Raw genomic sequence first — 22,429 nt, 5'->3', positions numbered from 1 at the left:
CTGTGCGGAATGCGACAATGGGCCGTATGGCTGCCAAATCGTCTCTGACCGGTGTGACTCTGCCGGACTCCCTACTGAACGACATCGAGCAGGCGGGTTACTACCCGACCCTGGTCGCCGATGTGCTGCGCGCGGCGGTCGGCAATGCGCCGATCACCTCCCACCTCGTTCACGCCGAGACGACGATCGACACCGACACCGTGCGCCGTCACATCACCGTCCTGGTGATCAACGGCAACCGCCTGGTGATCGCGCACGCCGATGACCACTCGCCCTCACTCGACGCGCCGATCGTCGACCGGAATGTTGCCACAGCGACGACCGAAACGGTCCCGCTTTCGGCGGTCCGAGGCGTGATGCTGACCCATGTCGTGCAGTCGCCGGAGACCTATCGCTCCGGAACCCTCGGGCGCGAGATCACGGTGACCATCGGCTGGGGAACGGTCAGCCGGGTCGACCTGCTGCCGGCCGCCTGCGCCGACCCCGACTGCGAGGCCGATCACGGCTTCGAGGGAACGATCTCCGCGGACGACATCTCGTTGCGAGTCAGCGCCGACGCCGACGGTGAGCGCGTACTGCAGAATGCGCTGCGCTTTGCCGCCGACCTGTCCGCTGCCATCGGCCACTGACACCGGTGTCGCGCGCGCTGCCTCCGGCTCCGGCTTATGGCTCGACCGGGCTGGCCGGTGTTCTGCCCCAGGTTGCCGGCACCCTCGGCGTTTCCGGTTTCACCCCCGCAGAACCAGCGGTCCGCAGTGCGGTCGTGGTGCTCATCGACGGACTGGGGGAGGTCCTGCTGCGCCGCCGATCGGGCTACGCGCCGTTCCTGCGCTCGCTGTTGGCCGACGGCGCGGTCGCCACGGCCGGATTCCCGTCGACCACGGCCACCAGCATGGGCTCGTTCGGAACCGGCTTGCCGCCGGGCAGCCACGGGCTGGTCGGCTATCAGGTGCGCGATCCGGGCAGCGGTCGACTGTTCAACGAGCTCTCCTGGGAGAACGGCCCGGATCCGCGTTCCTGGCAGCCCCAAGCGACGGTCTTCGAACGCTGCGCCGCCGACGGCGTGAACGTGACGATGGTCGCCAACGACTACTTCGAAGGCTCCGGCCTGACCACCGCGGCGCTACGCGGTGCGGGCTTCGCCACCGATGCGGCGCTCGGTCGACGGGTCGACCTCACCCTGGAGCTGCTGCGCCGCCGCGGCCGCAACCTGGTCTATCTCTATTGGGGAAATCTGGACCGGGTCGGCCACGAGTCGGGCTGCGAGTCCTGGAAATGGTGCGACGAACTGGAACTGATCGACGCGGAGTTGCGCCGGCTGGCCGTCGGCCTCCCCCGCGGCACCTCGCTGACGATCACCGCCGACCACGGCATGGTCGACGTGCCGTTCGAGCAACGGATCGACGTCGCGGATGACCCCGAACTCGACGACGGTGTTGAGGTCGTCGGTGGCGAGATGCGCAGCCTGCAGCTCTACTGTCGCCCTGGCGCGGCGGCCGACGTTCTGGCCACCTGGACCGAGCGGGTCGGTGAGCGCGGATGGGTTGTTTCACTGGAGGCAGCTGTTGCTGCCGGCTGGTTCGGGCCCGTACGCCGACAGGTGCTGCCCCGACTCGGTGACGTGATCGTGGCGATGGATGGCCCCTACGCCTACTTGGACAGTCGCGTCATGCCCCAGACGGTCGGGCGTTTGCTGGGTCAACACGGTTCGCTGACCGAGGCCGAACAGGCCGTGCCGGTCCTGCGATTCACCAACGTTTAAGGTCTGCACCGTGGCTGAACTCGTCTTCTTCTCCGGCACCATGGATTGCGGCAAGTCGACGCTCGCCCTCCAGATGGAACACAACCACCGCGCCCGCGGCCGGCAGGGCCTGATCTTCACCAAGAACGACCGCGCCGGAGCGGCTGTCATCAGTTCCCGGCTCGGCCTTTCTCGCGACGCGATCGAAGTCACCGACGGTCTCGATTTCTGGGAACTGGTCATCGACCAGACCGCCCACGGCCGGGTCGTCCACTACGTCATCTGCGACGAGGCCCAGTTCTACTCCGCCGAGCAGGTCGAACAACTCGCGCGCGTGGTCGATGAGTGCGAGATCGACGTGTTCGCCTTCGGCATCACCGCCGACTTCCGAACCCAACTCTTCCCCGGCTCACAGCGCCTGATCGAACTGGCCGACCGGATCCAGGTTCCGCCGGTCGAAGCGTTGTGCTGGTGCGGGCGCCGCGCCACCCATAACGCCCGCGTCGTCGATGGCCACATGGTGATCGAGGGCGAGCAGGTCGTCGTCGGTGACGTCTCCGGTGGCGAGCAGCACGCCGTCGAATACGAAGTTCTGTGTCGGCGCCACTACATGCGCCGGATGACCTCTGCCGCTGCCCGTCGCCAGTCCGGGTCGGTCGATGTGTTGCCGTTCGACCTGGATCTGTGTCCGTTGCCGGTCACCGAGGCATGATGGACCCGTGCGGGGAGGACGACTATGAACGGTGAGCGTGACGACCACCGGCCGACTGCGCCTTTGCCGCGCGGTGGCTACCCCGCCGACGACCAACAGCCGAACGAACACGACCGCGGCAAGGTCGTCCGCGGCGCCGGGGCGGTCGCTAAGGTCGCCGGTCGTGCCGGATCCGGAACCGTACGAGCCGCCCGTCGCGCTTCTCGCGCTCAGGGCGCCGGTGAGTCCGGGCTTTCCCGACTGATCGAGGTCCACGCGTTCAGCTCGGCCGGCGACGCAGCCGTGACGATCGGCTTGGCTGGCACCGTTTTCTTCGCCGCACCCGGCGACAAAGCCAGGACGCAGACGCTGCTGTTCCTGATGCTCACCATGCTGCCGTTCGCGATCGTCGCGCCCTTGGTCGGCCCGCTGCTCGACCGGCTGCGTCATGGCCGTCGTTGGGCGATCGGCGGAACCTTGGCGCTGCGCGCGTTCCTGTGTTGGGTGTTGGCCGGCGCGGTCGCGAGCAACTCCGCCTTGCTCTTCCCGATTGCCATGCTGGTGCTGGTCTGTTCGAAGGCCTATCTGGTCAGTCGCTCGGCGGCCGCGCCCAGGCTGCTGCCACGGGGGATGACTCTGGTCAAGGCCAACAGTCGTCTGTCGCTGGCAGGCGTGGTCGGCGCTGCGATCGCTGGCGGGCTCGCTGGTGGTGCGGCCAAGTTCGGCGGATCCGCGTGGGCCTTGCGGGTGGCGTTCGTGCTGTTCGTGATCGGAACGGTGATGGCGATCCTGCTGCCACCGCGAGTCGATTCCACGGTCGGCGAGAAGAACGAGACGAAGGCCGGTCGCCGGCAGAAGTTCCCGCTCCCAGGCGATGTGATCTCCGCACTGCGGGCCAACGCCGGGCTGCGCTGGCTGTCGGGCTTCCTCACCCTCTTCATGGCGTTCCTGATGCGGGCCGAGCCCTTCCCCGGCTGGGAACACAAACAAACACAGTTGCTCGCGTTGGTCATCGGCGCAGCCGGGCTGGGCAACGCCCTCGGCACCGTCATGGGATCGCTGCTGAAGGTCGCCTCGCCACGCATCATCGTGCTGGCCACGTTGGTGCTCGACGCTGTCGTGGTCGTCTTCGCGGCTATCGACTTCACCTTGTGGACCGCGATTCTCGTCGGCTTGGTCGCCGGTATCGGCCAGCAGTTGGGCAAGCTGGCCCTTGACTCGCTGATTCAGGACCGAGTGCCCGAACACCTGCGCACCAGCGTCTTCGGCCGCTCCGAAACGCTGCTGCAGCTGTCGTGGGTGATCGGTGGCATCATCGCCGTCGCCATTCCGACGACCGCCTGGGTCGGGATGTACCTCGCCGCGGTGGTCCTGGTGATCTGGGCCGGGCTGGTGCTCTGGTGGCACACCGGGCGTACGGTCCGGTCGACCCCGAGGGGACCGTACGACCCCCGTCACGACAGCCCGACGGTCGGTATTCGCCGTACGGACGTGATGCGTGAAGGACGCCGCGAGCGCGGCTGAACCTCAGGAGCGGGGGCGTTTGCCGAACATGATGTCGTCCCAGCTCGGAACGGCCGGGCGTCCCTTGCGGGCCTGACTCGGGCGGTCAGGAATCTCGTCGGAGAGTTCTTCCGGCGCGGTTTGCTCAGGCTCAGTTTCCTCGGGCGTCGTCGCTTCGGGTTCGTCGGCCTCGGGCGTGACCTCGTCGGGGTGTTCGACGTCGTCCAGCCCGAACAGGTCGGCAGTTCCGGTCACCGGGTCGTGGCCGAGGTCGTCGACGGTCGGCTTCGCCAGGGTCGCGGCCGGCTCCTCAACGTGATCGGCGTCGGCGTCTTTGGTGGGCTCGTCGCCTTTGGCGGGCGCGTCGGCTTTGGCCGGCTCAGCAGCGGCCGGCTTCTTGCGTGAGCTCCGGCGCTGACGCGACCGTTGGCGCATCACCGACACCAGATCCACCGGGCTGTCATCGGCCTCGGGTGCCTTCGACTCGTCGGTATCCGTCGAGGTCTCCGCGGACTCTTCATCGTCGCGAACCGTGGCATGCGGGATGCGACCCGGCCGGACGGGTTCCTTGCGCGGGCGGGCCGCGCTGTCGAGGCCGCCTTCGGCGATGACGTCATAGACATCCGGGCTGGCCGAGCGCGTTCCAGCGGGCAGCGGGGAGTCGCCGGCGGAGTTGTCGTCCTCGCTGAGCCACCGGGCTTCGTCGTCGCAGGGGTGGACGCTGCGGGTCGGGGCGTCGAACCGCCAGGTCGCCGCGCGCGGGCGGCCACCAGCCGGGAAGCGACAGGCGATCGTCCATCCGCGTTCGGTGCGGTAGGCATCCCAGGTGACGTCGGCGATGACGACGCCGCGCTGTTCGAGGCGCTCGTTGACCCGTTCGCCGACCGTCGTCGGGGCCGAGCCGCGTCCGGCGATGGTGAGGTTCTGGGCGGTGAAGGCGACGTGGTCACGTTCGGCGCGAATCGGCGGCTCGAAGAGCGTGACCTTCTCCACGGTCCAACCGCTGCGTTCGGCGACCTCTTCGATGGTCATCCCGGATCGCAGGAAGGACTGGACGTCACGGGGCCGAGCCGCGGGTCGCTCCGGCTCGGCAGGCGAGGTGGCCCGCACCGCGGTCGCCCCGCCGGTTGCCCGCTCCGGGCGACCGGAACGCAGCGCCGCGCGCAGGTCGTCATCGATCGCCAAACGGTGCTGCTGCTCGTCCTCGTCGACCAACAGCAGGTGTCCGCCGTCATCCGATAGTCCGACGAAACGCACATCGCCCATGTGAAATGCCTCCCAGCAACGAATTTCCGTGCCAACTGTGCCATGCGAACGGCGGAACGTCGGTGAGGATCCGCGGCGTGCCGGGCGCGTGGCGAACCGGGTCTGCTCCGGTGGGGACGGCGGGCCACAATGGGGGCATGAGTTCCCCCATCGCCGAGCCGGCCGACCCGCAGGAGCCCGCACCCGCCGCGCAACCGGAGCCCGGGACCGATGAGACCGCCCGGCTCGAGCCGTACGACGCGATCGTCCTGTTGTCCTTCGGTGGCCCCGAGGCGCCCGATGAGGTGATGCCCTTCCTGGAGCGCGTCACTGGCGGCCGCGGTATTCCGCAAGAACGGTTGGCCGAGGTGGCCGAGCATTACCTCGCGTTCGGCGGTCGCAGCCCAATCAATGACCAGTGCCGCGCCTTGGTGCAGGCTCTGGTCGGCGAGCTGCGCCGGCGGTCGATTTCGACTCCCGTCCTGTGGGGCAATCGCAACTCCGAGCCGTTCCTGGTCGACACCCTGCGGGCCGCGTACGACGCCGGTCACCGCAAGGTGGTCGTGTTCACCACCAGCGCCTACTCCTCCTACAGCTCCTGCCGCCAATACCGCGAAGACATCGCGGGGGCGTTGGACGAGCTCGCGCAGGAGGGCAAGGTGCTCGAGGTCGACAAGGTGCGCCAATACGCCACCCATCCCAGCTTCGCCCGCACCAACATTCGGTTGATCACCGAGGCCGTACGCTCGGCCGGGCAACCCGATGACAGCCTGCTGCGCGTCGTGTTCGTCACCCACTCCATCCCGGAGTCGATGGACGACACGTCCGGCCCCGGCGACGGGGAGGGCAACCTCTACGAGCACCAACACGACGAGCTGGCCCACGTGGCGCTCGACGAGATCGGCGCGACGCTCGACCGCGACCTGGATGGCGCGCTGGTGTTCTGCTCCCGTTCCGGGTCCCCGGATCATCCGTGGCTCGAACCCGACGTGAACGATCATCTGCGGGCGCTGGCCAAACAGGGCGTCACGGACGTGGTGGTGGCCCCGATCGGGTTCACCTCCGACCACATGGAGGTCGTCTTCGACCTCGACACCGAAGCCGCTCAGACCGCCGATGAACTCGGGTTGCGGATGACCCGGGTGGCGACGGTCGGAACCGACTGGGAGTTCGTCAGCGGGCTCGTCGACCTCGTCGAGGAGCGCGCCGCTCAGGCCCGCGGGGAGAACGTCGTGATGCCGGCCTGGCCCGGTGAAGCGATGCCACCGATTTGTCGCCCGGGCTGCTGCCCGAACCTGCGCGTCGCGCGTCCGGCCGCCTGCGGAACCGACTGATGGCCATGGATCTGCCTGACCTCAGCGAGCTCGAAGCGGTCGCGGTCGAAGCGGCCCGCACCGCCGGGCGGTTGATCGTCGACGAGCGCCCCGCGAATCTGGGTGTCGCCGCGACCAAGTCGAGCGTCACCGACATCGTCACCGAGATGGATCGCCGCAGTGAGCAGTTCCTGCAGCAGTTCCTGGCGCAGCATCGTCCGGGTGACGGTCTGCTGGGGGAGGAAGGCGCCCACCGGGCTGGCAGCACCGGTATCACCTGGGTGGTCGACCCGATCGACGGAACCGTGAACTACCTCTACGAGATCCCCGCCTACGCGGTGTCGGTGGCGGCCTGCGAGGGCGACCCCGACGATCCGGAAGGCCTGCGTCCGGTGGCGGGGGCTGTCTTCAACCCGTTGACCGGTGAGCTCTTCCACGGCCACCGCGGCGGCGGTGCCCGGCTCACCCGCGGAGCCGACACCTTCCCGTTGCAGGTCAGCGCGACCACCGACTTGGGGCAGGCACTGCTCGGGTCTGGTTTCGGTTACGACGCGGCGAAACGGGTGCGCCAGGCAACCCTGCTGGCCGAAGTCCTTGGCGACGTACGAGACCTGCGCCGCGGTGGCAGCGCCGCCCTTGATCTCTGCTTCGTGGCGGCCGGTCGACTCGACGTCTACTACGAGTCCGGGTTGAACCCGTGGGATCGTCTCGCGGCCCAACTGTTCGTCACTGAGGCCGGCGGTGTGGTCCGTGGGCTGGGTGACGACGGCCCGGGCGCCCCCCTGGTGGTTGCCGGTCCGCCGGCGTTGGTCGATGCTTTGGCGCCGCGGTTGAGGCACGTCGACCGCTGATCGGCGCAGTGACGACGGTGGGCAATACCCTCCGGTATGAGACCCCGTGTCGCGGATCACGCCGTTGTGAGGCACAATCCCGGGGCGGTCGGGCACAAAACCGAGCGTCATGACGTTACGGCGACTGACGATGCGGCATACCTGCCCCAGGACCTTTTTAATGCGAAGAGAAGGACGCGATGGCTACTGATTACGACGCCCCCCGCAAGACCGACGACGACCTCAACGAGGACAGCCTCGAGGAGTTGAAGTCACGACGTAACGACAAGAGTGCGAACGTCGACGTCGACGAGACCGAACAGGCCGAGGGCTTTGAGCTGCCTGGCGCCGACCTGTCCGGAGAAGAGATGGAAATTCGGGTGATTCCCCGCCAGTCGGATGAATTCACCTGTTCGCGCTGCTTCCTGGTGAACCACCGCAGCCAGTTGGCTGGTGAGCGGGGAGGCCTGCCGATCTGCAAGGACTGCGCCTGAGTCGTGGCTGAAGTCAAGGTGGCGATCCAGCAGCTCGACGCGGAGCTGCCATTGCCGGCATATGCCCATCCGGGCGACGCCGGCATGGATCTCTATGCCCGAGCCGAGGTGACCCTGCTGCCGGGGGAGCGTGCCCTGGTGGCTACCGGGATCGCATTGGCGATCCCGGTGGGACACGTGGGCCTGATTCACCCTCGCTCTGGCCTGGCCCACCGGCACGGTGTGACCACGGTCAACGCGCCGGGCACCATCGACGCCGGCTACCGCGGCGAAGTTCAGGTCAACCTGATCAATCTCGATCCGCGCGAATCGGTGACGCTGCGCCGCGGCGATCGGATCGCTCAATTGGTCGTCCAGGAATGCGCCACCGTGCGGTGGGAGCAGGCGACCTCGTTGAGCGATAGCGTTCGGGGTGCGGGTGGACATGGATCCAGCGGCGGCTTCGGTGATCCCGGGCCGGCAATGACAACGAAGAACGAGGACTGAACCAGCGTGGCAATCTTCCGTCGCAAGCAGACCGACGAACCGGTCGAGGAGACCGCCGCACCCGAAACGGTGGAGGTGGACGACACAGCAGAGACCACCGATGAGGTGGTGGAGGCTGACGCGACCGCGGAGGAGCCCGCGGCAGATGACGACGCAACGCCGGCCGCGCCGGCCGCTCGTCTCGATTCCCGCTCGGTCGACCGCAGCAATGGTCCGTTTGACCTGTCCGAGGTCGACGACCTCGAAGGCCGCATCGACTTCGGCGCGATCGCTATTGCCCCGGTGCCCGACATGGAGCTGCGTCTCGACGTTGACGAGTCGGGCGCCGAGATCACCGGCTTGACCGCGATCGTCGGTGAATCCGCCTGTCAGGTGCAGGCGTTCGCGGCGCCGAAGTCGCGCGGCGTGTGGGACGCCATCCGTGGTGAGATCCACGACAACCTGTTGTCCGGTGGTTCCACCGCGAGCGAGGAGGTCGGCCCGCTGGGTGTCGAACTGCACGTTCGCATGGCGGCGCGCGGCGCCGACGGCCGTACGACGTATTCGCCCGCCACCTTCGTCGGAGTCGACGGTCCGCGCTGGTTCCTGCGCGCCGTCCTGTCCGGCCGCGCGGCGACCGAGAGCGACGCACGCGACACGATGCTCGAACTCGTGCGTGGCATGGTGGTCAACCGGGGCGGCGAAGCCCGGGCCCCCCGCGAGATGTTGCCGTTGAAGGTGCCGGACTCGGTGCAGACTGCAGAGGAACTGCCCACCGCCGACCAGGCCGAGGCCGACCACGATCACCAACTGCCGGACCCGTTCGAGCGCGGCCCGGAGATCACGGAGATTCGCTGATGCCGCGGCTAGTTGACCGACTCACCAGCCGGTTGTCCGGATCCAGCGAGCGGCACGACCGCCAGGAGATCCAGGAGCAGTGCCACCGCTCGGGCAGCACCCCCGTGGCCGAGGTGCATGACCGGGAGATGGCTCAGTGCACCGGAACGGTCCGGACGGTCAGCCTGCGACCGCGCACCGAGAAGACCCCCGCGTTGGTCGTTGACCTTGATGACGGCACCCGCACCCTCACCGTCGTCTTCCTTGGCCGTCGCCAGATCGCCGGCATCGACCCGGGCGTCATGCTGACCGTCCGCGGACGAGTCTGCATGCGCCGCGAAACGCCGACGATTTACAACCCGGCCTACGACATCGTGCCGACCGGCAAGGGCTGATCAGAGCCCGTCGGGGCCCAGGGTCCGCAGCATCCCCTCGGCCTCGCCGGTCAGTCGCTGGCTGAGCAGCGCCTCTGACTCGGCGGTCGTCAGGAAGAGCAACTCGTCGAACGCCTCGATCGCGTCGTCGCCACTGGGCGCCATCGGCAGATCGTCGCGGATGATGCCGACCAATACGGTGTCCGGCGGCAGGTCGAGTTCGTTGACCGCCATTCCGACCACCGGGCCGTCGGCTGTGACAGTGATCTCGACCATTGTGGCGCGACCCTGCTGGAACTGGAACAGCCGCACCAGGTCGCCGACGCTGACGGCTTCCTCGACCAGAGCGGTCATCAGGCGCGGGGTCGAGACCGCGACGTCGACACCCCAGCTCTCGTCGAACATCCATTCGTTCTTCGGGTTGCTGATGCGGGCGACGGTACGCCCGATGCCGAACTCGGTTTTGGCCAGCAACGAGACGACGAGGTTGACCTTGTCGTCACCGGTGGCGCAGACGACCACGTCGCAGTCCTGCAGTTGGGCCTCGCGCAAGGTCGACAGCTCGCAGGCGTCGGCCAGCAGCCAGCTCGCGGCCGGCACAGACTGGCTCTTGTCCGCATCGGCGTACTTGTCGATAAACAGAACTTGGTGGCCGTTGTGGAGCAGTTCGCGGCCGATCGAACGGCCCACCGATCCTGCTCCGACGATCACAACACGCATCGAAACTCCTTGGGCGACTTAGAAATCCGACGGGCGCGCACTGCCGAGCCGCTGCTCGATCGTGGGCATGTCGGGGGTGCGGACGAGCAGTTGGAGCAGGTCGCCCTCCTGCAGCACTGTGTTCGGCTGAGGCAGAACTCCTTCGCCCAGGCGGTTCACATAGGCGACGCGAACGCCGAACTCGGCCTCCACTTTTTTGAGCGGGGTGCCGATCCAACTCGGATGAGTTGGAATCTCCGCGAGCGTGATCGTGCCGCTGGCGTCGGTGTGGATCGGGACGGCGCCGGCCGGTACGAGTCGGCGCAGGACCTGATCGGCCGTCCAACGGACGGTGGCGACGGTGGGGATGCCCAGGCGCTGATAGATCTCGGCGCGGCCCGGGTCGTAGATGCGGGCGACGACGTGTTCGACGTCGAACGTCTCGCGTGCCACCCGGGCGGAGAGGATGTTGGAGTTGTCACCGCTGCTGACCGCGGCGAACGCGTAGGCATTCCTCACCCCGGCGCGTTCGAGAGTGTCGCGGTCGAAACCGATGCCGGTGATCCGATCGCCCTCGAAGGATGAGCCGAGGCGACGGAAGGCGGACTCGTCGCGGTCGATGACCGCCACCGAGTGGCCCTGTTGCTCAAGCGTCATCGCCAACGATGAACCGACGCGGCCGCAGCCCATGATCACGTAGTGCACGGCACAGACGCTACCGGAGCGCCGCCTGGTTCGTGATCGGTGCCATTGCTGCCTAGACTCGTGCTCCGTGTCAGGCGGAGGACGTGCAGTCAAGCGTGTCTTGGTCGGCCGGGCGATGCGCAGCGACAAACTGGGCGAGACCTTGCTACCCAAGCGATTAGCGCTCCCCATTTTCGCCAGCGACGCCTTGTCGTCTGTGGCCTACGCCCCCGATGAGATCCTGCTGACCCTTGGACTGGCCGGCGGCGCGTTCGCCGGCACCCACTCGTGGCAGATCGCGCTGGCCGTTGTTTTTGTCATGGCCGTGGTGGTGGCGTCGTACCGGCAGAACGTACGCGCCTACCCATCCGGTGGCGGTGACTACGAGGTCGCGACCGTGAACATCGGGCCGAAGGCCGGGCTGACCGTCGCCTCGGCGCTGCTGGTCGACTACACCCTCACCGTCGCGGTGTCGGTCTCTTCGGGGGTGCAGAACGCCAAGGCCGCGTTGCCGTTCTTGGCCGGCCACGAGGTCTTCGCCGCGGTCGCCATCATCGTCGCGATCACCGCGATGAACCTGCGTGGCATCCGCGAGTCGGGCTCGGTGTTCGCGATCCCGGTCTACCTGTTCATGCTTGGGGTCATTGCCCTGGCCGTCGTCGGGTTCGCCCGCAAGATGGGCGGCGATCTGCCGCTGGCTGAATCTGCGCAGTACGACCTGGCGCCCGCTCAGGGCATGGACGCGCTCGGTCAGATCGCGCTGATGTTCCTGCTGCTGCGCGCCTTCTCCAGCGGCTGCGCGGCGCTGACCGGCGTGGAGGCGATCTCCAACGGGGTGCCGTCCTTCCGGAAACCGAAGAGCCAAAACGCGGCCACCACGCTGCTGCTGATGGGCAGCATCGCGGTCTTCATGATGTTGTCGATCGTCACCCTGGCGAACTGGACCGGGGTCCGCATGGAGGACCCGTCGGAGCCGGGCCGCCTGACGCTGAACGGCCAACTGGTCACCGGCTACCACGAGGCGCCGGTGTTGTCGCAGCTCGCGCATTCGGTGTTCGCGGGCTTCCCAGCCGGCGTCGTCTACGTCTCGATCGTCACCGGGCTGATCCTTGTTCTAGCCGCGAACACCGCCTTCAACGGCTTCCCGGTTCTGGCCTCGATCCTGGCTCGGGACGGCTTCCTACCCAGGCAGTTGCAGAACCGGGGCGACCGGCTGGCGTTCTCCAACGGCATCGTGATGTTGTCGGCGGCCGCCATCTTTTTGGTGGTTCTCTACGACGCCCAGGTGACCAGACTCATCCAGCTCTACATCGTCGGTGTGTTCGTGTCCTTCACGCTGAGTCAGACCGGCATGATCCGGCACTGGAATACCCGATTGCACTCCACGACCGAGCCGGTCGAGGGCACCGAGCGTCGGCAGATGCACCGCTCGCGGGTGATCAACCTAGTCGGTGCGTTGATGGCCGGGTTGGTGTTGGTGATCGTGCTGCTGACCAAGTTCGTCCACGGCGCGGGCTATGCGGTCGCCGCGATGGTGGTGCTCTTCGCCATCATGTTGGCCATCCGCAAGCACTACGCCCACGTCGCCGCTGAGCTGGCGCTGCCGGAGGACGTAGATGTCACCGACGAGGACCTGCGGATGTTGCCCTCCCGGGTCCACGCGATCGTGCTGGTCTCCAAGCTGCACAAGCCGACCATGCGGGCGCTGGCCTATGCCCGCGCCACCCGACCCTCGACCCTCGAGGCCGTCACCGTCGCGATCGATGAGCAGGAGACCGCGGCCTTGCGCGCCGAGTGGGACCGGCGCGAGATCCCCGTACGGTTGAAGGTCGTCGCCTCGCCCTTCCGCGAAATCGTCCGCCCCGTCGTACAACACGTGAAGTCGATCCGCCGCGACAGCCCGCGTGACGTGGTGATGGTCTACATCCCCGAATACGTGGTCGGCCGTTGGTGGGAGCAGTTCCTGCACAACCAGTCCGCGCTGCGGCTGAAGGCCGTCCTGCATTTCACCCCCGGGGTGATGGTCGCCAGTGTTCCGTGGCAGCTGCGTTCGTCCGAGCGGCACGAGGAGTTCGTGCCCAACCCCACACCCCCGAAGGAGCCGCGATGACCGCCAAGTCCGGCAACCGCCGACCCGACCAGCGCCACCCCCGCGGACGTACCGAACAGGGCCGCAGCTTGGTCGGGCGCGAGTACGAAGTCGAGGTCGGCAGCGTCGCCCATGGCGGCCACTGCATCGCTCGCCACGACGGCCGGGTGCTGTTCGTGCGCCACGCGCTGCCGGGGGAGCGGGTCGTTGCTCGCGTCACCGACGGCGGCGAGAAGTCCAAGTTTTTACGAGCCGACGCCGTACGGGTGATGCGTGCCTCCGACGACCGCGTCACCGACGGGTGCCCGGCTGCTGGGCCCGGCAAGTGTGGCGGTTGCGACTGGCAGCACACCACGTCGGCCGCCCAGCGCGCACTCAAGGCCGACGTCGTACGCGAGCAGTTGCAGCGGATCGGCGGGATGGAGTGGGAGGGCGAGGTCGAGGCCATGCCAACCCACGAGGAGCGCGGCTGGCGCACCCGCGTCGAGTTCGCGGTCACCGGCAGCGGGTCGGTCGGGCTGCGCGCCCACCGCTCACACGACGTGATCCCGCTGACCGACTGCCGGATCGCCGATCCGGGGATCATCGCGACCGGAATGCTCGAGGACCGGGTGCCGGCCGAGGTCACCGGGCTCGACACGGTCGTCGATTCCAGCGGTGAGGTGCTTGTCATCGATCTGCCCGAGGACGACGAGCCGTTGCCGGCGGTGGTGCAGGAAGTTCTGCACCGCAGTTTCGAGGTTGACGCCCGCGGGTTCTGGCAGGTCCACCCCGATGCTGCGGCGACCTTCGTACGGGTGGTGCTGGAAATGCTCGACCCGCAGCCCGGCGATCGGGCGCTCGACCTGTTCAGCGGGGTCGGCTTGTTCACCGCGTTCCTCGCCGAGCAGGTGGGGGAGGACGGCGCCGTTGTCGGCATCGAGGGCGATGAAGTCGCGACCCACTACGCGTTCGCGAACCTGGCCGACCTGCCACAGGCGAGCGCGATCTGCTCCGATGTTGCGGCGGCGCTCGCGCCCACCGATGCGTTCCCTGACGCGGATCTAGTGGTCTTGGACCCGCCGCGTACGGGGGCCGGTCGCGCCGTCGTCGAAGCTGTCGTCGCGCGCAGTCCGCGCGCCGTGGCCTACGTCGCATGCGACCCCGCCGCGCTGGCCCGGGACCTGAAGTACTTCACCGAGCGGGGCTACCGGGTGTGCAGCGTACGAGCCTTCGACGCCTTCCCGATGACCCATCACGTGGAGTGCATCGCGCTGCTTGAACCCACCGTTGGGCCCGCATCGACGGACTGAAAGTGCAAGGATCGGCCGGTACGGATGCCGCTGTGGCGGGTTAGGCAGACCTTCGCTCGGTAGTGGCGTCGCGGTGTGATTGAATTATCTTGACGTCAAGATAAATAGTCGACGCAGACGAAGGAGTGGGCGTGAGCACCAACAGCTTCGCAGCCAAGGGCACCCTCGAGGTCGGGGACCAGAGCTACGAGATCTACCGGTTGAAGACGGTTGAGGGCAGTGAGAACCTCCCCTTCAGCCTCAAGGTTCTACTGGAGAACCTGCTGCGCACCGAAGACGGTGCCAACATCACCTCCGACCACATCAACGCGCTCGCGCAGTGGGACGAGAACGCCGAGCCCGACACCGAGATCCAGTTCACGCCCGCGCGCGTGATCATGCAGGACTTCACCGGTGTGCCCTGCGTCGTCGACCTCGCCACCATGCGTGAGGCCGTCGCTGAGCTCGGTGGCGACGCCAAGAAGATCAACCCCCTGGCGCCGGCCGAGATGGTCATCGACCACTCAGTCATCATCGACGTCGCCGGTCGCCCCGACGCGTTCGAGAAGAACGTTGAGATCGAATACGGCCGCAACAAGGAGCGCTACCAGTTCCTGCGGTGGGGCCAAACCGCTTTCGACGACTTCAAGGTCGTTCCGCCGGGCACCGGCATCGTCCACCAGGTCAACATCGAGCACCTCGCCCGCACCGTCATGGTGCGCGACGGCGTCGCCTACCCCGACTCGTGCGTCGGCACCGACTCCCACACCACGATGGTCAACGGCCTCGGTGTCTTGGGCTGGGGTGTTGGTGGCATCGAGGCCGAGGCCGCGATGCTCGGCCAGCCGGTCTCCATGCTGATCCCGCGCGTTGTCGGCTTCAAGCTGACCGGCGAGATCCCGGCCGGCGCGACCGCCACCGACGTGGTGCTGACCATCACCCAGATGCTGCGCAAGCACGGTGTTGTCGGCAAGTTCGTGGAGTTCTACGGCGAGGGCGTCGGTGCGGTGCCGCTGGCCAACCGCGCGACGATCGGCAACATGTCGCCGGAGTTCGGTTCGACGTGTGCGATTTTCCCGATCGACGACGTCACCCTGGACTACCTGCGCCTGACCGGCCGCAGCGACGAACAGGTCGCTCTGGTCGAGGCTTACACCAAGGAACAGGGACTCTGGCACGACCCGACCAAGGAGCCGCGCTACTCCGAGCGACTTGAGCTGGACCTGTCGACGGTCGTCCCGTCGATCGCTGGCCCGAAGCGCCCCCAGGACCGCATCGTCGTGTCTGAGGCAAAGCAGCAGTTCGGCATCGACGTCAAGAACTACGGCGTCGACGGTGACCTGCGCAGCGCTCAGGTCACCAAGGACGGCGAGGCGTTCGCGCTGAAGGACGGCGCGGTTGTCATCGCGTCGATCACCTCCTGCACCAACACCTCCAACCCCTCGGTCATGATGGGCGCCGCCCTGCTGGCCAAGAAGGCCGTCGAGAAGGGGCTCTCGGTTCCGCCGTGGGTCAAGACCTCGATGGCTCCGGGTTCGCAGGTCGTCACCGGCTACTACGAGAACGCCGGCATGTGGCCCTACCTGGAGAAGCTCGGCTTCCACCTGGTCGGCTACGGCTGCACCACCTGCATCGGAAACTCCGGTCCGCTGGCCGACGAGATCTCCGCGTCGGTCAACGAGAACGACCTCAGCGTCGTCTCGGTGCTGTCCGGCAACCGCAACTTCGAAGGTCGCATCAACCCCGACGTGAAGATGAACTACCTGGCCTCGCCGCCGCTGGTCATCGCCTACGCACTCGCCGGCACGATGGACTTCGACTTCGACACCGACGCGCTGGGCAAGGACGCCGAGGGCAACGACGTGTTCCTGAAGGACATCTGGCCCGACCCGGCCGAGGTCGAGTCGACCGTCGCTCAGGCGATCAGCAAGGAACTGTTCGTCAAGGACTACGCCGACGTGTTCGCCGGTGACGATCGCTGGCGCTCGCTGCAGACCCCCGAGGGTGACACCTTCGAGTGGGACAGCGAGTCCACCTACGTCCGCAAGCCCCCGTACTTCGAGGGCATGAAGATGGAGACCACGCCGGTTCAGGACATCCAGGGCGCTCGCGTTCTGGCAAAGCTGGGCGACTCGGTGACCACCGACCACATCAGCCCGGCTGGTGCGATCAAGGGCGACAGCCCGGCCGGTCGCTACCTCAACGACCACGGTGTCGAGCGCAAGGACTTCAACTCTTACGGCTCGCGCCGCGGCAACCACGAGATCATGGTCCGCGGAACCTTCGCGAACATCCGACTGCGCAACCAGCTGCTGGACAACGTCGAGGGTGGTTTCACCCGAGACTTCACCGCTGATGGTGCGCAGGCAGCGATCTTCGACGCGGCCGAGAACTACGCCAAGGCGGGCATCCCGCTGGTGGTGCTCGGCGGCAAGGAATACGGCTCGGGTTCGTCGCGTGACTGGGCCGCCAAGGGCACCCGCTTGCTGGGCGTCAAGGCCGTCATCACCGAGTCGTTCGAGCGGATCCACCGCTCGAACCTGATCGGCATGGGTGTGCTGCCGCTGCAGTTCCCCCAGGGCCAGTCGGCTGACTCGTTGGGCCTGACCGGCACCGAGTCGTTCGACATCGCCGGCATCACCGCGCTGAACGATGGCTCGACGCCGAAGACCGTCAAGGTGACCGCCACCAAGGAAGACGGCTCGACCGTGGAGTTCGACGCGGTAGTCCGCATCGACACCCCCGGTGAGGCTGACTACTTCCGCAACGACGGCATCCTGCAGTACGTGCTTCGGTCGCTGGTGAAGTAGTTCACCAGCGACAGATGCAGTGAGGTGGGCCTTCGACCTTCGGGTCGGGGGCCCACCTGTGCGTTCGCCCGGCGATGCGACCGTCATCCACCCCGGGATCGCCTAAACTCGACTGACCCCTGTGGAAGGAAAGTGCGCACCTGTGGGATTGCTCTCCGGCATCAATAGCCCGTCGGACGTCAAGGACGTCCCCGCCGAACGCATCGATGAACTGGCCCAGGAGGTCAGAGACTTCCTGGTCGAATCGGTCTCCAAGACCGGCGGACACCTCGGCCCGAATCTGGGCGTCGTCGAGTTGTCGATCGCGTTGCATCGGGTCTTCGACTCCCCGGCTGATGCGATCGTCTTCGACACCGGACACCAGGCCTACGTGCACAAGCTGCTCACCGGTCGCCACGACTTCTCCCAACTGAAGAAGCAGGGCGGACTATCGGGTTATCCGAGTCGCGCCGAGTCCGACCACGACGTGGTCGAGAACTCCCACGCCAGCACCTCCCTTTCCTGGGCGCACGGCATTGCCAAGGGCCGCCGTGTCAAGGGTGAACAGCGACACACCGTGGCGATCATTGGTGATGGTGCGCTGACCGGCGGAATGGCTTGGGAGGCGTTGAACAACATCGCGGTCGACAAGGACCTGCCTCTGGTCATCGTCGTCAATGACAACGAACGTTCCTACGCCCCGACGATCGGCGGTTTCGCCGAACACCTGGCAACCATGCGCACCACCCGTCAATACGACCAGGTGCTCGACTGGGGCAAGGATCGCCTACAGCGCACGCCGGTGGTCGGCAATGCGATGTATCAGTCGCTGCACGGGATGAAGAAAGGGATCAAGGACGTCCTCGCGCCGCAGCGCGGGATGTTCGAGGACCTCGGCATCAAATACCTCGGTCCGGTCGACGGACACGACGAACCGGCGGTCGAGCAGGCACTCTCGCGGGCGAAGGCTTACGGGCGGCCCTGCTTGGTCCACGTCATCACCCAGAAGGGGCGGGGCTACCAGCCGGCGGCCTCGGATGTCGCCGACCAGTGGCACGGCATCGGCAAGTTCAATCCGGAGACCGGCCTGCCCTTCGAGGTGTCGGGTCGGATCTGGACCGACGAGTTCTCCGACGAGATGGTGCGCCTGGGTGCGGAGCGCGACGACATCGTCGCAATCACCGCGGCCATGCTCATCCCGGTCGGACTCGATGCCTTCGCGGCGAAGTATCCCGAGCGAGTGATCGATGTCGGGATTGCCGAACAACATGCCGCCACGATGGCCGCCGGCCTGTCCTACGCCGGTCTCCACCCGGTCGTCGCGATCTACTCCACCTTCCTCAACCGCGCGTTCGACCAGTTGCTGATGGACTGCGCGCTGCACCGCCAGGGCGTGACGTTCGTGCTCGACCGGGCCGGCGTGACCGGGTCCGATGGCCCATCGCACAACGGCATGTGGGACATCGCTATCTGTTCGATCGTGCCCGGTCTGCGTCTGGCGGCGCCGCGCGACGGGGCGCAGGTGCGGACCCAACTACGCGAGGCGGTCGACGTCGCCGACGCCCCCACCGTGGTGCGGTTCCCCAAGGGTGATGTGGGGGAGCCGATCCCGGCCCTGCGCAGCGTCAATGGGGTCGATGTTCTGCGCGACTGCGACAGCGACCCGGATGTGTTGCTGGTCGGCGTTGGTGTCATGGCAGCCACCGCGCTGCAGGTCGCCGAAAAGCTTGAGGCCGAAGGGCGGTCCGTACGCGTCGTCGACCCGCGCTGGGTGCTGCCGGTGAACGAGGCTCTGGTCGTCATGGCCGCTGCTGCCGGCCACGTCGCGGTGATCGAGGACGTCTTGGTCAATCACGGCGTTGGCGTCGCGTTGACCCATGCGCTGCAGGCGGTCGACGTCGCCACGCCGGTCCATCCCTACGGCATCCCGCAGCAGTTCCTCGACCACGCCTCCCGAGGGCAGGTGCTCGAGCAGATTGGGCTGACCGCCGACGCGGTGGCGACCGACCTGTCCGACCGGCTGCGCACCCACAGCCACCGGTGAGCCTGCCGGCCACGACCTACACGACCCAGCTCTGGACCGATCGGGGCTGGTTGGCGTCAGCGACGCGCTGGATCGACGAGTCACTGGAGCGCCGGGGTGTCACCAGGGTGCCGACCTCGCCGCTGCAGCCGCGGGTGCGTCCTTGGTCGACGCAGCTAGTCGCCGATACCGACCACGGGCGGGTCTGGTTCAAAGCCAGCGCGCCCGGTCTGACTCCGGAAACCGCGGTCTATGACGAGCTCGGCGACGTGGCGCCTGACCTCCTGCAGCCGGTCTGGGCTCACGATGTCGAGCAGGGGTGGATGCTGTCGCCTGATCAGGGGCGGGTGCTGCGCGACTTCGCGACCGCGGACACCGTCACCTCGCTGACGTCGGCGGTGTTGCGACGCTACGCGCGGCTGCAGCGAGCCTCGACAACCGTGGCAGATCGCTTGTCCGACAAAGGTGTTCCGCGATTGGAGCCCTACGACCTGGTGCGGGAATGGGACGAGCGCGGCTTCGGTCCGTCGGCCACCACGGCCCTCGCCGATGCGGCCGAGCGCCTGCTGGCGGCCGGCTTCCCGATGACGATCCAGCATGACGATCTTCACCTTGGCAATGTCTTCGGCGACGGGTCGGCGGCCGGGGCTCACGACGGTCGGATCTTCGACTGGGGCGATGCCTACATCGGCCACCCGCTGTGTTCACTGTTGATCCCGCTGCGCGGCCCGACCTATTTCTTCGACTTGCCGCCCGACTCCGAGCGCGATGCACGACTGATCCGCGCCTACCTGACCTGCTGGTCCGACCTTGGATCGAGCACCGCCTTGTCAGGGCTGGTTCCCGACGCACTCTTGCTGGCCCGCGTTGGCCGGATCCTCGGCTGGCAGCGCGCGCTCGCGCACGCGACGGACACCGAGAAACGGGAGTGGATGGCTCACCCGAAGCGGTGGATCGCCGAGGTCCTGGAGCTCGCTGGATGACCGCTCAGGTCAAGTCCACTGACCTCGCTCGAGCAACACAGTCTTCAGCAGGTCGGCACGGTCGGAAATGAGCCCGTCGACCCCGAGATCGAGCAATTCGTGCATCTCGGACGGCTCGTTGACGGTCCACACGTGGACCTGTTTTCCGAGTCGGTGGGCAGCTTCCACCAGCGAGCGGGTGACCACGGTGATCCGTCCCTGCCGGTGTGGCACCTGCAGCGCATCCACCGGACCGAGCGCCTGTCGGACCACCGGACGCAGGTGTGCTTTCGAGGCCAGCACGGCCTGCCTCGTACGGGCGGATCCGGCCGACGTCGCGACCGGCCGACTCAGCCCCTTGAGCACCTGTTCGCGGGTCGCGTCGTCGAAGGAGGCCACCAGGACCCGGTCGTGGGCGGCGTGCTTCTCGATCGCGGCCGCCAACGCGGGCGCCGCGGAGACATGCTTGCAGTCGATATTGAGCCGCAACGCCGGCCAGGCTGCGAACAGGTCGTCCATCAGCGGGATCGGTTCATTGCCGATCTTCGCCTCGCGGACCTGGGCCCACGGCAGATCCCGAATCATCCCGGAGCCGTCGCTGACCCGGTCCAGGGTGTCGTCGTGGAACGACACCAGAACCCCGTCGGCGGTGACGTGGACGTCGGTCTCGACGTAGGAGTATCCGAGGTCCACCGCGGCCGCGAAGGCCTGCAGGGTGTTCTCCAGCCCGTCGCGGGAGAACCCCCGGTGGGCCATCGCGACAACCCCGCGATGGTCGAGGTATGCGGTGTGGGCCATCGGTGACGCCGTCAGTCGCGGAAGGGCTCGATGCTCGCGCCGAGGGCGTTGAGCCGGGACGCGAGTTCTTCGTAGCCGCGGTTGATGACGTAGGTGTTGCGCAACACGGAGGTGCCCGGTGCGGCGAGCATGCCGAGCAGAATCACGACACCCGGGCGCAGCGCCGGGGGACACATGACCTCGGCCGCACGCCAGCGGGTCGGGCCCTCGATGAGCACCCGGTGGGGGTCCATCAGCTTGACCTTCGCACCCAGCGGGTTCAGGTCGATCAGGTAGATCGCGCGGTTGTCGTAGACCCAGTCGTGAATGGTCGTCGACCCGTCAGCCATCGCGGCGATGACCGCGAAGAAGGGCAGGTTGTCGATGTTGAGGCCGGGGAACGGCATCGGGTGGATCTTGTCCTTGGGAGCAACCAACGGGCCGACCTTGGTGGTGATGTCGACCAGCCGGGTCTCGCCGTTCTTGGAGAGGTATTCGTCGGTGATGTCGTACTTGAAACCCATCACCTCCAGCTGCGCCAGCTCCATCTCCATGAACTCGATCGGCACCCGGCGGATGGTGATCTCCGACTTGGTCACGATCGCCGCTGCGAGCAGCGACATCGCCTCGATCGGGTCCTCGGACGGGTAGTACTCGACGTCCTTGTTGATCTCCTTGACGCCATGCACGGTGAGCGTGGTGGTGCCGATGCCCTTGATCTCCACGCCAAGCTCACGCAGGAAGAAGCAGAGGTCCTGGACCATGTAGTTCGGGCTGGCGTTGCGGATCGTGGTGACGCCGTCGTAGCGCGCCGCGGCGAACAGGGCGTTCTCAGTCACGGTGTCGCCGCGCTCGGTCAGCACGATCGCGCGGGTCGGGTGGACCGCGCGGTCGACGGTGGCGTTGTAGTAGCCGTGGGTCGCAACAACGTCGAGGCCGAAGTGGCGAAGGGCGTGCAGGTGCGGTTCGACCGTACGCTCGCCGAGGTCGCAGCCACCGGCGTTGGGCAGCTTGAAGGTGTCGAACTCATGCAGCAGTGGGCCCAGGAACATCAGGATCGTACGGGTGCGACGGGCGGCCGCCTCGTCCATCGACGGCAGGTCGATGGTCTCGGGCGGGACGATCTCCAGGTCCGAGCTCCCCGGCAACCAACGGGTCTTGACCCCGATGGAGTCCAGCACCTCAGTGATCCGGTTGACCTCTTCGATGCGCGCGAGGTTGCGCAGGGTCGTCTTGCCCTTGTTCAGCAGTGCGGCACACAGGCACGCGACCGCCGCGTTCTTGCTCGTACGGACGTCGATCTCACCTGAGAGCTGCCGTCCGCCCTCGATGCGCAGGTTGAGCGGAGTGTTGGAAGCCACGGTTACCACCTCGGTGTCGAGAGCCTCGCTGATTTTCGCCAGCGTTTCCAGGCTCAGGTTCTGTCTGCCTTGTTCGATGCGCGCGACCGTGCTCTGACTGGTCTGCAGTGACTGCGCAAGTTCGTTCTGGGTCAGGTTCTTGTGGCGTCGGGCATCACGAATCAGTCTGCCGACGCGCTCCAAGTAATCCTGTGCCACGCTGACGAGCGTATCTCACATATGAGATAAAACCGCCGACATCAAGCGTGCGTATCGTCACATCAGCGGAGCGGGCCGGGGCC

20 protein-coding genes are annotated in these 22,429 nt (G+C 67.1%); 15 read left to right on the top strand and 5 right to left on the bottom strand.

Translation table 11 applies throughout. The features are described from left to right. The first annotated feature begins 17 nt into the window (after nucleotides 1–17). The 4 genes from ACYU98_RS08690 to ACYU98_RS08675 are packed head-to-tail and all read left to right on the top strand — an operon-like array spanning nucleotide 18 to nucleotide 3,956. Nucleotides 18–629, top strand: a complete 612-nt coding sequence (locus ACYU98_RS08690; RefSeq protein ID WP_460467810.1) for a DUF5998 family protein — start codon at nucleotides 18–20, stop codon at nucleotides 627–629. Between the two features lie 5 nt (nucleotides 630–634). Then, nucleotides 635–1,762, top strand: a complete 1,128-nt coding sequence (locus ACYU98_RS08685; RefSeq protein WP_460467809.1) for an alkaline phosphatase family protein — start codon at nucleotides 635–637, stop codon at nucleotides 1,760–1,762. Nucleotides 1,763–1,772: 10 nt separating this feature from the next. Continuing rightward, the gene (locus tag ACYU98_RS08680) at nucleotides 1,773–2,453 is read left to right on the top strand and encodes a thymidine kinase (protein WP_460467808.1); all 681 of its coding nucleotides are present in this window, start codon (nucleotides 1,773–1,775) and stop codon (nucleotides 2,451–2,453) included. A gap of 24 nt (nucleotides 2,454–2,477) precedes the next feature. Then, entirely contained in the window at nucleotides 2,478–3,956 is a 1,479-nt protein-coding gene (locus ACYU98_RS08675) for an MFS transporter (protein ID WP_460467807.1), read from the top strand. Between the two features lie 3 nt (nucleotides 3,957–3,959). Here ACYU98_RS08675 and sepH read toward each other — a convergent pair whose 3' ends face one another. Continuing rightward, nucleotides 3,960–5,201, bottom strand: coding sequence for a septation protein SepH (gene sepH / locus ACYU98_RS08670; RefSeq protein ID WP_460467806.1), 1,242 nt, complete (start codon nucleotides 5,199–5,201; stop codon nucleotides 3,960–3,962). Nucleotides 5,202–5,338: 137 nt separating this feature from the next. On the opposite strand from sepH, the gene ACYU98_RS08665 reads away from it, so the two are divergent. From ACYU98_RS08665 to ACYU98_RS08640, 6 genes are all read left to right on the top strand, one after another. Next, complete coding sequence (locus tag ACYU98_RS08665; RefSeq protein ID WP_460467805.1) at nucleotides 5,339–6,514, top strand: ferrochelatase; 1,176 nt, start codon at nucleotides 5,339–5,341, stop codon at nucleotides 6,512–6,514. Continuing rightward, nucleotides 6,514–7,344 (top strand): inositol monophosphatase family protein, encoded by an 831-nt coding sequence (locus ACYU98_RS08660; RefSeq protein ID WP_460467804.1) that lies wholly within the window; start codon nucleotides 6,514–6,516, stop codon nucleotides 7,342–7,344. The genes ACYU98_RS08665 and ACYU98_RS08660 overlap by 1 nt, the downstream gene beginning before the upstream one ends. Before the next feature lie 179 nt (nucleotides 7,345–7,523). Further along, nucleotides 7,524–7,817, top strand: a complete 294-nt coding sequence (locus tag ACYU98_RS08655) for a DUF4193 domain-containing protein (RefSeq protein WP_460467803.1) — start codon at nucleotides 7,524–7,526, stop codon at nucleotides 7,815–7,817. 3 nt (nucleotides 7,818–7,820) lie between these two features. Next, the gene (gene dut, locus ACYU98_RS08650) at nucleotides 7,821–8,303 is read left to right on the top strand and encodes a dUTP diphosphatase (protein ID WP_460467802.1); all 483 of its coding nucleotides are present in this window, start codon (nucleotides 7,821–7,823) and stop codon (nucleotides 8,301–8,303) included. 6 nt (nucleotides 8,304–8,309) lie between these two features. Next, nucleotides 8,310–9,140, top strand: a complete 831-nt coding sequence (locus ACYU98_RS08645; protein WP_460467801.1) for a DUF3710 domain-containing protein — start codon at nucleotides 8,310–8,312, stop codon at nucleotides 9,138–9,140. After that, nucleotides 9,140–9,514 carry an OB-fold nucleic acid binding domain-containing protein gene (locus tag ACYU98_RS08640; protein ID WP_460467800.1) on the top strand — a complete coding sequence of 125 codons (375 nt, stop codon included), beginning with the start codon at nucleotides 9,140–9,142 and terminating at the stop codon, nucleotides 9,512–9,514. The genes ACYU98_RS08645 and ACYU98_RS08640 overlap by 1 nt, the downstream gene beginning before the upstream one ends. Here the strand turns inward: ACYU98_RS08640 and ACYU98_RS08635 are convergent, their stop codons facing one another. After that, the gene (locus tag ACYU98_RS08635) at nucleotides 9,515–10,213 is read right to left on the bottom strand and encodes a potassium channel family protein (protein ID WP_460467799.1); all 699 of its coding nucleotides are present in this window, start codon (nucleotides 10,211–10,213) and stop codon (nucleotides 9,515–9,517) included. A gap of 18 nt (nucleotides 10,214–10,231) precedes the next feature. After that, nucleotides 10,232–10,897 carry a potassium channel family protein gene (locus ACYU98_RS08630; RefSeq protein WP_460467798.1) on the bottom strand — a complete coding sequence of 222 codons (666 nt, stop codon included), beginning with the start codon at nucleotides 10,895–10,897 and terminating at the stop codon, nucleotides 10,232–10,234. Between the two features lie 67 nt (nucleotides 10,898–10,964). On the opposite strand from ACYU98_RS08630, the gene ACYU98_RS08625 reads away from it, so the two are divergent. The 5 genes from ACYU98_RS08625 to ACYU98_RS08605 all read left to right on the top strand — a co-directional run bounded on the left by ACYU98_RS08625 (nucleotide 10,965) and on the right by ACYU98_RS08605 (nucleotide 20,031). Then, nucleotides 10,965–12,986, top strand: a complete 2,022-nt coding sequence (locus tag ACYU98_RS08625) for an APC family permease (protein ID WP_460467797.1) — start codon at nucleotides 10,965–10,967, stop codon at nucleotides 12,984–12,986. Then, a complete protein-coding gene (locus tag ACYU98_RS08620) occupies nucleotides 12,983–14,257 on the top strand; it encodes a class I SAM-dependent RNA methyltransferase (protein WP_460467796.1) in 1,275 nt (424 codons plus the stop codon). Before ACYU98_RS08625 ends, ACYU98_RS08620 begins: the two co-directional genes overlap by 4 nt. A gap of 125 nt (nucleotides 14,258–14,382) precedes the next feature. After that, a complete protein-coding gene (acnA, locus tag ACYU98_RS08615) occupies nucleotides 14,383–17,046 on the top strand; it encodes an aconitate hydratase AcnA (protein WP_460467795.1) in 2,664 nt (887 codons plus the stop codon). A gap of 142 nt (nucleotides 17,047–17,188) precedes the next feature. Beyond that, nucleotides 17,189–19,069, top strand: coding sequence for a 1-deoxy-D-xylulose-5-phosphate synthase (gene dxs, locus ACYU98_RS08610; protein WP_460467794.1), 1,881 nt, complete (start codon nucleotides 17,189–17,191; stop codon nucleotides 19,067–19,069). Beyond that, entirely contained in the window at nucleotides 19,066–20,031 is a 966-nt protein-coding gene (locus tag ACYU98_RS08605; RefSeq protein ID WP_460467793.1) for a phosphotransferase, read from the top strand. Before dxs ends, ACYU98_RS08605 begins: the two co-directional genes overlap by 4 nt. Nucleotides 20,032–20,040: 9 nt before the next feature. Here the strand turns inward: ACYU98_RS08605 and ACYU98_RS08600 are convergent, their stop codons facing one another. Further along, on the bottom strand, nucleotides 20,041–20,808 hold the full coding sequence (locus ACYU98_RS08600; protein ID WP_460467792.1) for a glycerophosphodiester phosphodiesterase: 768 nt from the start codon (nucleotides 20,806–20,808) through the stop codon (nucleotides 20,041–20,043). 11 nt (nucleotides 20,809–20,819) lie between these two features. Then, nucleotides 20,820–22,346, bottom strand: a complete 1,527-nt coding sequence (locus tag ACYU98_RS08595) for a helix-turn-helix domain-containing protein (RefSeq protein WP_460467791.1) — start codon at nucleotides 22,344–22,346, stop codon at nucleotides 20,820–20,822. Nucleotides 22,347–22,429: the final 83 nt, after the last annotated feature.

Source organism: Calidifontibacter terrae (assembly GCF_054778835.1).
The sequence above is the reverse complement of the archived record's forward strand: the minus strand, read 5'-3'. Positions and strand labels throughout refer to the sequence as shown.

Excerpts from the sequence above, each read along its gene's own strand:
- ACYU98_RS08690 (WP_460467810.1), top strand. The coding sequence starts at position 18 with ATGGGCCGTATGGCTGCCAAATCGTCTCTGACCGGTGTGACTCTGCCG.
- ACYU98_RS08675 (WP_460467807.1), top strand. The coding sequence starts at position 2,478 with ATGAACGGTGAGCGTGACGACCACCGGCCGACTGCGCCTTTGCCGCGC.
- sepH (WP_460467806.1), bottom strand. The coding sequence starts at position 5,201 with ATGGGCGATGTGCGTTTCGTCGGACTATCGGATGACGGCGGACACCTG.
- ACYU98_RS08665 (WP_460467805.1), top strand. The coding sequence starts at position 5,339 with ATGAGTTCCCCCATCGCCGAGCCGGCCGACCCGCAGGAGCCCGCACCC.
- ACYU98_RS08660 (WP_460467804.1), top strand. The coding sequence starts at position 6,514 with ATGGCCATGGATCTGCCTGACCTCAGCGAGCTCGAAGCGGTCGCGGTC.
- ACYU98_RS08655 (WP_460467803.1), top strand. The coding sequence starts at position 7,524 with ATGGCTACTGATTACGACGCCCCCCGCAAGACCGACGACGACCTCAAC.
- ACYU98_RS08640 (WP_460467800.1), top strand. The coding sequence starts at position 9,140 with ATGCCGCGGCTAGTTGACCGACTCACCAGCCGGTTGTCCGGATCCAGC.
- ACYU98_RS08635 (WP_460467799.1), bottom strand. The coding sequence starts at position 10,213 with ATGCGTGTTGTGATCGTCGGAGCAGGATCGGTGGGCCGTTCGATCGGC.
- ACYU98_RS08620 (WP_460467796.1), top strand. The coding sequence starts at position 12,983 with ATGACCGCCAAGTCCGGCAACCGCCGACCCGACCAGCGCCACCCCCGC.
- ACYU98_RS08600 (WP_460467792.1), bottom strand. The coding sequence starts at position 20,808 with ATGGCCCACACCGCATACCTCGACCATCGCGGGGTTGTCGCGATGGCC.